This window comes from Anaerobiospirillum thomasii (genome assembly GCF_900445255.1).
GTDB classification, from domain to species: domain Bacteria; phylum Pseudomonadota; class Gammaproteobacteria; order Enterobacterales; family Succinivibrionaceae; genus Anaerobiospirillum_A; species Anaerobiospirillum_A thomasii.
This window is the reverse complement of sequence record NZ_UAPU01000007.1, coordinates 462,293-476,752: the sequence shown is the minus strand read 5'-3', so window position 1 is coordinate 476,752 and position 14,460 is coordinate 462,293. Positions and strand designations below refer to the sequence as shown.

Genomic DNA, 14,460 nt, shown 5'->3' with positions numbered 1-14,460 from the left:
TGGATCTAATCCCATGGATCGCCATGGCTGTTGCTTACCTCTTCTTTTTTAGGCACCGTCACAGGCAACAGCGGCACACTCTGACGCTCAAGCTTATCTTCAGTCTCAAGCATGTGCTTGAGTCTTAGTCTGGCCTCCTGCTGCTGGCGCAGCATTAAAGCGCTGTCTGTTGGCTGTTTGGCTAAATGGCGCATATCCTCAATACGCTTTTGCTTAAGACCTGCAACAGATAAAGATGGGCGCTTTAACTTTGAGGTTGGCAGCTTGGCCTTGTCTGTTGGCTGCTTTGGCATAGCAGCATCGCCAATGGCAATAGGCTCACCTAAAAACTTTGGCTGCGAGTTTAGAAAATAGATATCAAAGACACACATGATCCTGGCAAAGAACTCACGTACCTCTACTTTGAAATTGGCCACCTCGGATACAGGATTTGAGGCATTGAAGGCAATGGCATTAATGCCGTTGGCCTTAGCTATAAACAGCGCTCTTTCATTATGAAAATCCTGCGAGATAATGGTCAGCTCATTGAGCATGAAGACGCTTTTGGCTCTTATGATAGAGTCAATAGTTCTAAAACCGGCATAATCAGAGATAATTCTTTTGGCCGGCACTCCTGCCTTTATAAGAGCCCGGGTCATCTCACGCGGCTCATTATAGGATGGATGTCTGTTATCGCCTGAGACTAAAATATAATCAATTTTATTTTTCTTATATAAAGTAGAGGCGGCCAGAATTCTATTGGTGAAAAACTCATTTGGTCTGCCAGGTGAGATGTTTGATGATGTACCTAAAAGCAGTCCTACCCTGTTGTAGGGAATATTGTTGTAGCTGTCATAGGTAAAAAACGCATAGGATGAGATGCGAAACAGGCATAAAACCATGTAAATGGTAAAAATGACTACACCTATGATAAACAGATAGGCAAAGCCTTTGATAAAGCCATGCATATCTGATTTAAAACCGCTGCTGTCGTTTTTTATCACTTATCAACCTCAAATTATGTGTTTGACATAATCAAGTTTTGAGATTTTAGCATATAAATTTTCAACAGCTGTGGCATCTTCTACCTTTATTGGCACTGTATAGGATATATAGGTGCCGCTGGAGCTGTGGCGTGGTTTGTCCTTTAAAGGCTGCACGCTGTCTTTGTACAGTGAATTTATATAGGCACAAAGATCAGGCAGTGCATTTTCCTTTTTGGCATCAATAATGATGCGAAAATCTATAATGCATGGAAACTCAAGCAATTCATCAAATTTATATTTCATTGTCACTTAGCCCTCGGATGAAAAAAAGAGCATTATCTTATCTACCATACGTGAGAAGAAGCCGCCTTCAGCTACAGCATGCTTGGCCACAAGAGGGTGACGGGAGAGTACTTTGTTGTCAAGTTTAAACTCAATGACACCAAGCTCCTGATCTTTGGCAATAGGGGCTGTAAAACGGCCAGATGATAAACGATAGCTTATCTTAACATCTCTCTGGCGACCCTTTGGCAGAGTTATAACAATATTGTCAGGTACGGTAAGCTCAACATTGTCTCTGTCACCAAGAATTACATCGCGCACTAAAATATTCTGTCCTGGGGTAAATGGAGCATAGTGCTCAAAATAGCGAAAACCATAGCTTAACATCTGACGGGAGAAGCTTGCTCTCTGTGCCTCTGATTTGGCACCTATAACTGTGCCTATAAGACGCATATTGCCATCTACAGCAGAGGCTACAAGATTATAGCCAACCTGTGACAGATGACCGGTCTTGATGCCGTCTACATTAAGCTCCTTATCCCATAACAGACGGTTTCTGTTAACCTGTCTTATGCCGTTGAAGGTAAATTCCTTTTGCGCATAGACTGCATATTCCTCAGGTAGATCGCGTATGAGAGCACGGCCTAACAGAGCCATATCATAGGCAGTTGAGTAATTGTTTTCAGAAAAAAGTCCATGCACATTGGCAAAATTGGTGCTCTTAAGACCAAGCTGCTTGGCATAATTGTTCATAACAGAGACAAAGCCCTGCTCGGAGCCTGCAAGATGTATGGCCATAGCCACACAGGCATCATTGCCAGACTGAATGATAATACCTTTGTTAAGCGCATCGACACTAATCTGTTTGCCAACCTCAATAAACATCTTGGATGAGTCAGTATAATTTTTTGCCCAGGCATCCTCTGTGATGGTTACCATATCATCAAGTTTAAGACGCCCGGCTTTGAGCTCCATACCAATAACATAGGAGGTCATCATCTTGGTTAAAGAGGCAGGCCAGATTTTCATATAGCCATTGTGCTCAAAGAGTACCTGACCTGTAGCATAATCCATAAGCACCCAGGACTGTGCATCAAAGGTTGGAGGCTCAGGAATAACTATGTTGTTCTGCACATTCTCAAAAGGAGAAGGAGCAGTCTGAGATGCTGCAGGGGCACCGCCTTTTTTCATAGCGGCAAAAGGATCAGGAATATTATTCTGTGCAAGGGCAGGGGCACAAAGTGTCAGTGCCATAGCGGCAGCACTTACTATTAATTTCATCTTTTTCATATTTCTTTATACTCTTTTTACAAAACTGTCAGTAAAGCCGTTGGCCTTTACTGTATTTAATGTCTCATTAAGCCTGCTTTCAGGTACAGGTCCTATGCGTACACGATAAATGCCATTTTCTGCTGCAATAATGACAGGATATGGGGTAATACCTGAAAGTTTCTGCTGCACACGTGTAGCATTATCCTGCATATTGGTTGAAAAGATCTGTATATAGGCAGTGCCGGCAGTTGCAGTCTGATTGTCAGCAAAGAGGGCATTTTCAATACTGTCAGCACCAGATGTTGCAGCTGAATTTGAAGGAGCAGGTGCCGGAGCCGGCGCTGCATGATGTTGACTGCTCACAAGTGCACTGCCTGAGATCTTCTTGCTCTTTGAGCTCTGATTTGACATAGAGCTTACCTTGTCAATAATGGCCACTGTGGTGCCAATTGCGCCAATGGTGGTACCAAGGCTTGGTTTGTTGCCATTTTTAATATCTTCAATAACCTGAGCTATGCTGTCTTTGCCAGATGAGCTCTGACCTGAGAAGATAGAATCACTCTTATTGGCAATGACACCGCCTTTTCTGACATTGATATACTCAAGCATGACCTTGGCTGTGCCCGATCTTGTCATATCAATGGCTCTCGCGGCACCTTCTGACAGATCTATAATCCGTGAGCCGTGGAAAGGACCTCTGTCATTGACACGTACTACTACAGCCTTGCCGTTTTGCAGATTGGTTACCTTAAGATAAGATGGCAAAGGCAGATTCTTGTGGGCGGCACTAAAGCCCTTTTGATTGTAGCGCTCGCCGTTTGAAGTCTTGTTACCATGAAAGCCAGGACCATACCATGAGGCCATGCCCACCTCCTGATAGGAGGTGCAGTCACGCCACACCTGATAGTTCTTGCCAAGTACTGTGTAGTTTTTATTGCCGCCGCGTGAGAGTGGCTCATATTTAATCTTGGCACCGCCCACGCCGTTTAAATTTACAGGCTTGTCCTGAGGATAGGGGCGGGTATTGTTAGGACCCGAGCCGTATTTGGCACCATTGCCGGCATTGCCGCCATGACCTATGTCATAGCCACCGTTTGATGAACAGCCGTTTAACATCAAGGCTGCTGCAAAAGGTAAAAGTGCAAGTACAGTGTATTTAAAAATGTTCATAGTCTAAGATTAAGGTCTGCGTCCTGTTTTGTGTAAAGTCTGTCCATTGGCGTTTTTATAATCACGGTATTCTTTGGCTATGTACTCAGATAGCTCATAGATGGCAGCTGCATACAAAGGGCTTTTATTATAGCGCGTAATTACATAAAAGTTATGCATGGCAACTGTATAGGCCTTTTTGTTGTTCTCAAGATCAAAGGAGTACAGTCTGACCTTTTCACCGCCTTCTATATTGACCTTGGTAGAAACACCGGCACGGTAGAGCTCATCTGCAGTCAGATTCCATTCTTTTTGCATAAGAGCACTGACATCGCCTTTGACGTGGGCAGGGTAGAGTATGCCGCGGTCTTTCATCCAGCCATGCTCTTTAAAGTAATTGGCTACAGATCCTATAGCATCTTCAACATCATTGAAAAGATTGATATGCCCATCTGCGTTAAAGTCCACAGCAAAGTTTAAATATGAGCTTGGCATAAACTGTCCCATACCCATGGCACCTGCATATGAGCCTTTAATCTCAGTCAAAGGCCAGCCCTGTGAGGCTGCAAGCTTTATATAATTGGTAAATTCCTTTGAAAAATAGGCCTCACGTGGTGGATAGTGAAAGCCCAGGGTATATAAGGCATCAAGCACTGACCAGGTACCCATATTGCGGCCATAGAAGGTTTCAACACCTATAATGGCACAGACAATCTCAGGCGGTACACCGTATATGCTCTGTGCTCTGTTTAAAATCTTTTCATGCTCAAGATAGAAAGCCACACCTTTTTGAACGCGATCTTTAGTGATAAAAAGCTTTCTGTAGGCATGCCATGGCTTTGACTCATACGGCTTGGTCATGGTCTTGATAATAGTGTCCTGATAGGTGGCCTGAGCCATAGCCTGCTCAATGGTCTTGACACTAAGACCTGAGTAGGCAGACAGTTCTTCAAGTGAGATAGAGGCAGAGGCACTGCCGCCAAAGACAAAACCTGACATAGCAAGAGCTGCAGATGTGGCTAAAAGAGTTTTTCTAAGCATTTTCTATCCTGGTATCATCTGAAAATAAGCGTCTTTTTGTGAGTATGTATCGACATGATAATACCAAAACCCACTGCAAGTGTGGCCATGGACGTTCCTCCGTAGGAAATCATAGGCAGAGGTACACCTACAACAGGTAAGATACCGCTGACCATGCCGATATTCACAAAAATATAAAACATAAAGGTAAAGGTATAGGCCGCAGACAAGATACGGTGGAAATTGTCCCTGGCATTTAAGGTTATATAGGTACAGCGCGAGAGTATATAGGCATAGATGGCAAAAAGAATAATAAAGCCTATAAGTCCCGTCTCCTCGGCATATACGGCAAAGATAAAATCAGTGTGTGGCTCTGGCAGGAAGTCAAGCTGTGACTGTGAGCCCTGCAGCCAGCCCTTGCCATACAGACCACCTGAGCCTATGGCAATTTTAGACTGAATAATATGATAGCCTGCACCTAATGGATCAGACTCTGGATCAATTAAAGTTAAAACACGCTGTTTCTGATAATCAAGCAGCACATAATTCCACATAATAGGAATGGCCGCCATGGCTACAATGGCACCGCTTGCAAGCCACCACAATGACAGACCTGCAATAAAAATACCAATAAAGCCTGAAACAAAGACTAAGATAGCTGTACCCAGATCAGGCTGATGCAGAATCAAAGCCACAGGCACCATCAGCAGTATAAAGGCTATAATGATATTGGCCGTGCGCGGTGGTATGGAGTCGCGGGAGAGAAAGGCTGCAATGGTAAGAGGCATTACCACTTTGAAAAATTCAGAGGGCTGAATACGGGTAAAGCCAATATTGAGCCAGCGCTGCGCTCCTTTTGAAATATCACCTACAAGCTCTACTAAAATAAGCAGAATCAGACCGCATATATACAGATACACTGCCGATTTTAAAAATATACGCGGATGTATCTGTGCCACTATAATCATAATGCCAAAGGCAATGCCTGTTCTTATAATCTGACGCAACAGCATCTCAGGATGCTGACCTGAGGCTGAATAGAGCACAAAAAGTGAGAGCATCAGCGTCATAATAAGGCCGATTAGAAGCGGCAGATCTATATGCCACCTCTCAAGCAGGCTTAAAGGGCGGCGATTGAAACTGCCCTGTGAATCTATAATTGTATTGTCCTGAATCATAATCTACTGCACAATAGCTGTTCCGCCAAGACCAAACTTCTCCTTGACACCCTCGGCCTCACCCATATAGCCGCCAGGATACAGTTCGGTTAAATATTTGTCTATTACCTTTCTGACAAGAGGAGCGCCTTTAGATGAGCCGCCACCTTCATTCTCAAGAATAATACCCACTAAAATACGTGGTTTGTAATATGGAGCAAAGGCTACAAACAGGGCATTATCTCTATGCTCAACCTTAAGTGCGCTGGCATTGTACTTCTCACCCTGCTTGATAGATACCACCTGAGCCGTGCCTGATTTGCCAGCTGCTTTGTACTTGGTGCCATAAAAGGCGCGGCGTCCTGTTCCCTCAGGGCCGTTTATCACAAGATACATACCGGCACGTGCCACATTGAAATAATCTTTATCCTTGACCTCAAAGTTCTTGCCCTCATCAGGATCTTTAAAGGTGCCTATGACCTTGTTGTTATCCTGTGGATCGGTAATGGCCTTTAGAAGATGCGGAGTCTTAATCTTACCGTAATTGGCAAGTGTGGTCTGAGCCTTGACCAGCTGCAGCAGCGTTGTGGTCCAGTAGCCCTGACCAATACCGATAGGTACAGTATCACCTATGTGCCATGGCTGTTTAAAGCGGCGCATCTTCCACTCTTTTGACGGGTTGATGCCAAGAGATTCTTCATGAATATCAATATTGGTGGCCACACCAAAACCAAAGCGGTTTAAATAGTCATGTATGGTATCAATGCCAGCTCTGTAGGCCAAATCATAAAAGAAGGTATCGGCTGAAACCTCAATGGCTCTGTACACATCAAGCCAGCCGTGACCTGAGGCTCTCCAGTCACGAAAACGGTGGGTTGAGCCTGGCAGCATAAAGGCTGCAGGTCCAAAATAGGTAGAGGTTTTGCTGATAAGCCCTTCATTCAAGCCCATGATGGCAAGAAGTGGTTTAATCGTGGAGGCTGGAGAATAGCCACCTTGTGTCACACGGTTGATTAAAGGCTTACCAGGATGATTTAAAAGCTGCTGATACTCAGAGTTTCTGATGCCGCGCACAAATAAATTCGGATCATAGGATGGATTTGAGTAAAAGGCTAAAATCTCGCCGCTTGATGGCTCTACAGCCACAATGGCGCCTTTCATATTCTGCAGCAGCTCCTGTGCATAATACTGCAGTCTTATATCAATAGAGAGTACAAGATCCTTGCCAGGCTTTGGCGGATTGTATTTTAAGGTGCGGATAACCTGACCGTGGCTGTCAACCTCAACTTCACGTGAGCCTGTCACACCATGGAGCAGATCCTCATAATACTTTTCAATACCAAGCTTGCCAATGGCAGATGAGCCTTCATAATTGTCAATCTTGTTATCCTCCGTAAGCTTCTCCAAATCCTGCTGATTGATGCGTGATACATAGCCTATGGCATGGGTTGCAATATTGGCAAAAGGATAAAAACGCTTTAAGTTGGCGCTAACCTGCACGTTTGGAAAACGATAGCGGTTTACCGAGAAAGTGGCAATCTGCTTTTCAGTCAAAAGATCGGACAGCTCAATGCCTGTAAATCTTTTGCGTGTCTTTGACAAATAGACAAGATTGTCCACATCCTTGTCAGTAAGATTTAACTTAAGCAGGGTGTTGAGCTCTTCTATGCTCTTTCTGGTATCAATTTTTTTAGATGGAAAAATAACCAGATGATATACAGGACGGTTTTCGGCCAGCACCACATGATTTCTGTCATAGATAATACCGCGCTGCGGCACTACAGGCAGCACGCGTATACGGTTTTCATTGGATCTGGTCTGATAGTCATCATGCGATACAATCTGCAGATACCACAGATTGGAAAATAAGATTACAGCCAGGATGACACAGAAGATAATGGCAATAAAAATTCTGTTTCTGAAAATAGAATTTTCAAGCTCAACATTTTTAACCTGTATGCCACCTGAGGAGCGGTGTTTTCTTTTGTGTTTTTTAGGCGAGAAAATCAATTTCTCTTTTTTATTTTTCTTAAAGCCAAACAATTTAAAACCTGCTACTCTCTGTGATATGGAAGGCCGGCATCAATTGACCAGGCCCTGTAGATTGTTTCGGCCAGAAAAACGCGTACTAAAGGGTGCGGCAGAGTAAGTTTGGATAAAGACCACAGCTCCTGCGCCATAGCCTTGCACTCTGCACTCAATCCATTAGGCCCCCCGATTAAAAGCGTAATATCCATAGAGCATGACTGCCATGAGGCTATCTTTTTTGCAAGCTCCATAGATGTATGTTCCTTGCCATGTTCATCAAGTGCAATGACCAGACTTTTTTTAGGAATGGCTGCAATGATGTCACGCCCCTCTCTTTGCATGGAGCGTTCTTCACTGTCGCGTCCGCCGCGTTTGTCAGCCTCTATTTCCTTAAAGACAAGTTTGATATGTGCAGGCATTCTTTTGACATACTCATTGATACCCTCATTGACCCAGGAGGGCATTTTTGTGCCTACAGCAATGACAAGAATTTTCAAATTAGGCCTCAGCTCTTACAACGCGATATAAGCTTTCAAGCTGATAGCGGTCACGGGCCTCCTGCTGCAGAATATGTACAATGACATCACCTGCATCGGCTAAAACCCATAAGCCTTCTTGCTGTCCTGAGATAGAAACCCCTTTGACGCCATACTGACTTAAATGATCAGACAGTCTGTCGGCAATGGCACAGACATGACGATTGGAGGTGCCTGTGCAGATGACCATAAAATCGGTTATAGATGAATTTTCTTTTACATCAATAAAAACTATATCAAGAGCCTTGGAGCTCTCGAGACTTTTTACACATAGTGCAAGTTTCTGCTGCGTATTTTGTATTTTTTTCTCGCTGTTCACTTAGCTAAACCTTTTATCCTTTAAAACATGCTAATTATATAGTATTGCTTTTAATTAGCATAGAAAGGTGCCTTATTTTTTAAATTTGACTTAAAAAATGCGCTTTTTTATTAAGTTTTTGTATTTGACAAATACTTTGAGTGCTTTTTACTCTTTTTGTTCCACTCTTATAAAAAAATTGTGTCACTTTTATCTGTTGACACAATTACTGCTGCTGCCCTTATAAGCACTCTGGCATGTCACATACATCAGTTTTTATAAAGATGATGGTCCAATATATAGGCAAGGACACTTTCATCAATATAGTGTTTAACAGCATTTAGCAAAGTATCATCGCCTTTATAGAAAAGGGAAAAGGCCTTGCGTATAGTGTTTGATGATATATCTCTTTGATGTGTGTCAAGCATATACAATTTGTTGCTGTCAGTCTTTTTATTATTGCTAATATGAGTGTCAATAAAATTCTCAACCTCAGCATTCTTGGCAATGGTGGTGTTAAGCTCGTTGCCGCGTTTTATGCACACAAGATTGGCAAGAGTGATTAAATCAAAGCCTCTGTACCAGGTGTGCAGATTGTAAAGTGAGTCTGTGCCAATTATAAAATAAAGACTGTCATGAGGATAAAGCTCTTTTAGTCTTGATAAGGTATTGAAGGTATAGTGTTTGATGCTGCTGTCAGATTCAATGTCTGATATCTCAATATTGCTATAGGACTTTACTGCAAGCTTTAGCATTTTAACTCTTGTGTCAAAATCAAGCTGCACTGTATCTTTGTGCGGCGGGCAGGCGTTGGGTATAAGCACAAGCCTGTCAAGCTCAAGGGCCGCTGCAGCCTCAAGAGCACCTGCAATATGGCCCTTGTGCACAGGATTGAAAGAGCCGCCCAAAAAGGCTGTTTTTATCTTGTCTGACATAATTGCATAGCTTGAAAATTACGCATGGCAACAGCCATACGCTGTAAAGACAATATCACCTTAGTAAAGTCAAAACAGCTAAAATCATATGAGGCCTGTGACAGCTCCTTGGCAATATAGTCAATAAGCTCATCTGGCATATGTACAGCTGCCTTGGTTATAGCCTGCTGTGTCTTTAACATCTTTATATTGTGGCTAAGGAAAAAGCGTGATTTTGAGGAATAATCTTTTTTGTGTATCTGCTCTTTTTTAAATCTGACTATGGTTTTTAAAGCCTCATCAAGACGGGAGAGTATGAGACTTAATACCACAGATGCAATAGAGCCCTGCTCTTTTAAAAGAGCATCAAGAATGTTCAAAGCTCTTTGTGACTGTGCATTTAAAAGAGCATCGGTAAATTCAAAACCGCTGTAGCGGCTGTCCTGATTGAAAAAGGCATCAGCTGCATTTATATCAATAATCTTATTGGGACAGGTTATCTGCATAATCTTAAGACTCTGATCTATAGTCACAAGATTACCTTCACAGCGCTGTGACAGATAGGCTGCTGTATTGTTGTCAATATTAAAGCCATAAAGCCTGCAGCGCTGCATGATCCATGCAGGCATTTCGTTGATATCAGGCGGGTACATGGATAAAACCTCGCCTCTGGCGCCTAAAATATAGGCTATGGCATTTTTCTTGCGTGTCTCAAGGCCAGGAGTTTTGCCTTTGTCTTTGTCATGTATATTTTTAGGTGTAACCTTGGTATAGATGGTATTGACGCGTGGCAGATCGACAATAATAAGCATACTGTCCATAGCATTGGCGGCAATACACTCAAGCACCTCAACTGCAATTTTATCAAGATCCTTTAAATAGATTTTTATAACTCTAAAGTCACAGAAAAAACCCAGATCCTTAAGCTCATTTTCAAGTCGGGCAAGATTTGAGCTGCCGCCCTCACCTTTAAAATCAGAGTAGGTAAAAAGCAAAAACTCAGGGTTTGTGTGTGAGCTTAAGGCCTCATGCACCAGAGCCTCTGACTTTTCATTTTTAAGCAGAGGATCATCTGAGCATAAAAGATAGACACGTGAATTTGCCATGGAAGTGCCTTTTAAAATCCGCTGTTACCTGGAGCCTGATGTAATAAAATGGCTCTTTGTTTTGGCAGCTGTGGATTATCGCCAAGCACTTTTTTGTGATTGTTAAGTGCGTCAAGACTTACTTTGGAGGCTTTGTTCTTTTCGGCTCTGTCCTGGGCCTTGAGCGCCTCGATAACAGTCATTCCACTGTATGAACCCTGATAGGTCTCACCTTCACTCTCAAGCAGATCGGCAGGGCTTGGGGTCTTGGCATCAGGATCTGACTGACGGCCAAGATAGGATAATCTTAAGACCAGATCGGTGGCAAGCTCCTCATAGCTCTCAAGGGTGATAAGCTCCTGCTGTGTATTAGCTGCTAGGGCCTGACCTGTCTTTTCAATAATGGATCTGGTAATTGAATTGTGCATTAATATTGGCTTGTGTGATCCAATAATAAGTGTAGCATTGACTGCAATGTGCAGATTGGACTCAAGAGCCTGACCTTTTGAATCAACAGCCACCACAGGATTGTTGACCAATGGGGATGGCAGCATAAGGTGCGGAATCTGAGTGTTTTTGGTATCTGGATTTAAATCAGAGTTCTGGGCAATAACCTTGACTCCGTTCAATCTTAATTTTCTTATAACTATTTTGTAAAAAGGATGGTGGTAGTCGCCTGTTACATGAATGGTTGGAATGGCATTGGCTATCTTGGTCTGACTTGGCAGCTGAAAACCACAGCCTGCAAAGATAAGTGATAGGGATAAAATAAAAGGTACAAGTAATTTTTTCACACCATACTCCATAAAAAAGAGGGCAGCTTAAAGCTGCCCCTTTGACCATATTAGGCAACTACAATATTTACAAGACGGCCTTTGACATAGATGACCTTCTTGACTTCCTTGCCTTCTATAAATCTGGCAACTGGTTCATCGTTAAGAGCTGCATCTTTTATGCTCTGCTCATCAGCGCTGGCTGAAACATTGATACGTGATCTTAACTTACCATTGACCTGTACGACAAGAGTTATCTCATCGGCAATTAAAGCCTCAGGATCGGCATTAGGCCAGGTGGCATCTGTATCAATCTCACCCTTGTTGCCAAGCATCTCATAGAGCTTAAAGCAGATATGCGGTGTGATTGGATAGAGCATGGTTACTACAGTATTGCAGATCTCATAGCGCAGAGCAGTGGCGCTCTCGCTGCTCTCGGTGAACTTGCTATAGGCATTTAACAGCTCCATGATAGCGGCAATAGCTGTATTGAAGGTCTGACGGCGACCAATATCATCATTGACCTTTTCAATGGTGGTATGCAGCATATAACGCAGTTTCTTGCCCTCAGATGATAAGGCACTCTTATCAAGGGTCTTAAACTCTTCATTAGCTGTAAGTGAAGTTACATTGTTCCAGAGTTTGCGCAAGAAGCGGTTGGCACCCTCAACACCTGACTGACGCCACTCTAGAGTCAGCTCGGCTGGGGAGGCAAACATCATGAACAGACGTACAGTATCGGCACCATAGAGTTTAACCATATCCTCAGGATCAATACCGTTGTTCTTGCTCTTTGACATCTTGATCATGCCCTCGTGTACAAGTTCATGACCGTCTTTGTCAACTGCCTTTATAATATTGCCCTTGTCATCGCGGGTAACATCGGCATCAAGCGGTGAAACCCAGACGCGGGTACCGTTCTCAAGGTAGTAGAAGGCATCAGCCAGCACCATACCCTGACATAACAGTCTCTTGAACGGCTCATCTGATTTTACAAGACCGCTGTCACGCATAAGTTTGTGGAAGAAGCGTGAGTAGAGCAGGTGCATTACAGCATGCTCAATACCGCCAATATACTGATCTACAGGCAGCCAGTAGTCAGCAGCAGAGCTGTCTACCATGGCCTTGTCATTGCGGGCAGAGCAGTAGCGGGCAAAATACCATGATGACTCCATAAAGGTATCAAAGGTATCAGTCTCGCGGGTGGCAGGACGGCCCTCATAGGTGGTCTTAAACCACTTTTCATCGGTTTTAAGCGGTGAATTTACACCATCAATCTTGACATCTGTTGGCAGGGTAACAGGCAGATTTTCCTCTTTTTCAGGAACCTGCTCACCTGTCTCATCAATGGTGAGCATAGGGATTGGAGCACCCCAGTAGCGCTGACGTGAGATACACCAGTCGCGCAGACGGAAGTTGGTCTGACGCTTGGCACGGCCCATACCCTCAAGCTTGGTGGCAATGGCCTCAAAGGCACCATCAAAGTCAAGTCCGTCAAATTCACCTGAATTAAAGAGAATGCCATGCTCTACATAGGCCTCTTTTGATACATCAACAGTATCAGCATCTGCAGGGCGGATAACAGGCAGAATATCAAGACCATACTTGCTTGCAAATTCATGATCGCGCTCGTCATGGCCAGGTACAGCCATAACAGCACCGGTACCGTAATCCATGATTACAAAGTTTGCGACCATAAGTGGAACTCTGCGGCCGTTTAATGGGTGTATGGCATACATACCTGTGGCCATACCTTTTTTCTCCATGGTGGAGATATCGGCCTCGGCAAATTTCTGAGTCAGACACTCTTTGCAGAAGGCTGCAAGCTCTGGATTGTTCTCGCAGGCTTTTTTTGCAATAGGGTGGGCGGCTGAAATGGCCATATAGGTTACACCCATGAAAGTGTCAGGACGTGTGGTATAAACCACAGCTTTATCATCACTGCCTTCAATATCAAAGGTGATCTCAAGACCTACGGATTTGCCAATCCAGTTTTTCTGCATGATGCGCACACGCTCAGGCCAGCCCTCAAGCTTGTCAATATCATCTAAAAGCTCCTGGGCATAGGCTGTAATCTTTAAGTACCACTGTGGAATTTCACGCAGCTCAACCTTGGTATCACATCTCCAGCAGCAGCCGTCAACCACCTGCTCATTGGCAAGTACGGTATTGTCGTGTGGACACCAGTTTACAGTAGAGACCTTTTTGTAGACGAGACCTTTTTTGAAAAGCTCGGTGAAGAATTTCTGCTCCCACTTGTAATACTCAGGGCGGCAGGTGGCAACTTCACGGGCCCAGTCATAAGACAGACCTAATGACTTAAGCTGCCTTTTCATATAGGCAATGTTTTCATAGGTCCAGTCTGATGGCTGTGCATTGTTTTTAATAGCTGCATTTTCAGCAGGCAGACCAAAGGCGTCCCAGCCTATTGGGGCCATAACGTTCTTGCCCTTTAAACGCTGATAGCGGGCAATAACGTCACCTATGGTGTAATTGCGCACATGACCCATGTGCAGACGGCCTGATGGATATGGGAACATAACAAGGCAGTAGTATTTTTCCTTGTTTTTATCTTCGCTTGCGCAGAAGGTTTTATTATCATCCCAGTATTTTTGAATTTGTGGCTCAATCTCTTGTGGATTGTATGCAACATCGTTGGTTGCCATGGCAAAGCTCCGTTTATTATCTGACCTTAAAAGGCCACTGTTTAAAATGCTTTTATGCTTTAAAGACGTATTTAAATTGGCATTATAACAAAGAAAAGGGAAGGCTCTATATTTAGTTTGATTTTGGTGCACAAAGTTTGTGCCTGCACGGGTATATAGCGCAAAAAGGATGGGGAGCAAAGAGCTAAGTTTGTACTTTTACCTCTTATACTGTATAAAACATTCATTTTTCTTTTATATTAAAAGATTCCCCATAAACTGTACTAATGGGGATTTACTTTAAGCTCATTATATCATATTCACTATCTCCCTAAT

The 14,460-nt window shown here is 43.5% G+C and carries 13 protein-coding genes; all 13 read right to left on the bottom strand.

Annotated features, from left to right (window positions below; genetic code table 11):
- Positions 1-5: 5 nt before the first annotated feature.
- Positions 6-983, bottom strand: coding sequence for a SanA/YdcF family protein (locus DRZ93_RS09365; protein ID WP_245933795.1), 978 nt, complete (start codon positions 981-983; stop codon positions 6-8).
- A gap of 9 nt (positions 984-992) precedes the next feature.
- On the bottom strand, positions 993-1,268 hold the full coding sequence (locus DRZ93_RS09360) for an HP0495 family protein (RefSeq protein WP_113746434.1): 276 nt from the start codon (positions 1,266-1,268) through the stop codon (positions 993-995).
- 6 nt (positions 1,269-1,274) lie between these two features.
- Entirely contained in the window at positions 1,275-2,438 is a 1,164-nt protein-coding gene (locus tag DRZ93_RS09355) for a serine hydrolase (protein WP_425450911.1), read from the bottom strand.
- A 105-nt stretch (positions 2,439-2,543) separates the two neighbouring features.
- Positions 2,544-3,689 carry a septal ring lytic transglycosylase RlpA family protein gene (locus DRZ93_RS09350; protein ID WP_113746432.1) on the bottom strand — a complete coding sequence of 382 codons (1,146 nt, stop codon included), beginning with the start codon at positions 3,687-3,689 and terminating at the stop codon, positions 2,544-2,546.
- Between the two features lie 9 nt (positions 3,690-3,698).
- A complete protein-coding gene (gene mltB / locus DRZ93_RS09345) occupies positions 3,699-4,709 on the bottom strand; it encodes a lytic murein transglycosylase B (protein WP_245933794.1) in 1,011 nt (336 codons plus the stop codon).
- Between the two features lie 14 nt (positions 4,710-4,723).
- On the bottom strand, positions 4,724-5,866 hold the full coding sequence (gene rodA, locus DRZ93_RS09340) for a rod shape-determining protein RodA (protein WP_113743896.1): 1,143 nt from the start codon (positions 5,864-5,866) through the stop codon (positions 4,724-4,726).
- A 3-nt stretch (positions 5,867-5,869) separates the two neighbouring features.
- Complete coding sequence (gene mrdA, locus DRZ93_RS09335) at positions 5,870-7,888, bottom strand: penicillin-binding protein 2 (RefSeq protein ID WP_245933793.1); 2,019 nt, start codon at positions 7,886-7,888, stop codon at positions 5,870-5,872.
- 11 nt (positions 7,889-7,899) lie between these two features.
- Complete coding sequence (gene rlmH, locus DRZ93_RS09330) at positions 7,900-8,370, bottom strand: 23S rRNA (pseudouridine(1915)-N(3))-methyltransferase RlmH (RefSeq protein ID WP_113743897.1); 471 nt, start codon at positions 8,368-8,370, stop codon at positions 7,900-7,902.
- Between the two features lies 1 nt (position 8,371).
- Positions 8,372-8,728, bottom strand: a complete 357-nt coding sequence (gene rsfS / locus DRZ93_RS09325) for a ribosome silencing factor (protein ID WP_245933792.1) — start codon at positions 8,726-8,728, stop codon at positions 8,372-8,374.
- Positions 8,729-8,976: 248 nt separating this feature from the next.
- Positions 8,977-9,642, bottom strand: coding sequence for a nicotinate (nicotinamide) nucleotide adenylyltransferase (gene nadD, locus DRZ93_RS09320; RefSeq protein ID WP_113746431.1), 666 nt, complete (start codon positions 9,640-9,642; stop codon positions 8,977-8,979).
- The gene (gene holA / locus DRZ93_RS09315) at positions 9,627-10,727 is read right to left on the bottom strand and encodes a DNA polymerase III subunit delta (RefSeq protein WP_113743899.1); all 1,101 of its coding nucleotides are present in this window, start codon (positions 10,725-10,727) and stop codon (positions 9,627-9,629) included. Before holA ends, nadD begins: the two co-directional genes overlap by 16 nt.
- Before the next feature lie 11 nt (positions 10,728-10,738).
- Complete coding sequence (locus DRZ93_RS09310; protein WP_172458168.1) at positions 10,739-11,500, bottom strand: LPS-assembly lipoprotein LptE; 762 nt, start codon at positions 11,498-11,500, stop codon at positions 10,739-10,741.
- A gap of 50 nt (positions 11,501-11,550) precedes the next feature.
- A complete protein-coding gene (leuS, locus tag DRZ93_RS09305; protein WP_113746430.1) occupies positions 11,551-14,145 on the bottom strand; it encodes a leucine--tRNA ligase in 2,595 nt (864 codons plus the stop codon).
- Positions 14,146-14,460 lie beyond the last annotated feature (315 nt).

Bases quoted from the DNA above. Each gene is read 5' to 3' on its own strand.
- DRZ93_RS09360 (WP_113746434.1), bottom strand. From the start codon at position 1,268: ATGAAATATAAATTTGATGAATTGCTTGAGTTTCCATGCATTATAGAT.
- DRZ93_RS09355 (WP_425450911.1), bottom strand. From the start codon at position 2,438: ATGAAAAAAGGCGGTGCCCCTGCAGCATCTCAGACTGCTCCTTCTCCT.
- DRZ93_RS09350 (WP_113746432.1), bottom strand. From the start codon at position 3,689: ATGAACATTTTTAAATACACTGTACTTGCACTTTTACCTTTTGCAGCA.
- mltB (WP_245933794.1), bottom strand. From the start codon at position 4,709: ATGCTTAGAAAAACTCTTTTAGCCACATCTGCAGCTCTTGCTATGTCA.
- rodA (WP_113743896.1), bottom strand. From the start codon at position 5,866: ATGATTCAGGACAATACAATTATAGATTCACAGGGCAGTTTCAATCGC.
- nadD (WP_113746431.1), bottom strand. From the start codon at position 9,642: ATGTCAGACAAGATAAAAACAGCCTTTTTGGGCGGCTCTTTCAATCCT.
- holA (WP_113743899.1), bottom strand. From the start codon at position 10,727: ATGGCAAATTCACGTGTCTATCTTTTATGCTCAGATGATCCTCTGCTT.
- leuS (WP_113746430.1), bottom strand. From the start codon at position 14,145: ATGGCAACCAACGATGTTGCATACAATCCACAAGAGATTGAGCCACAA.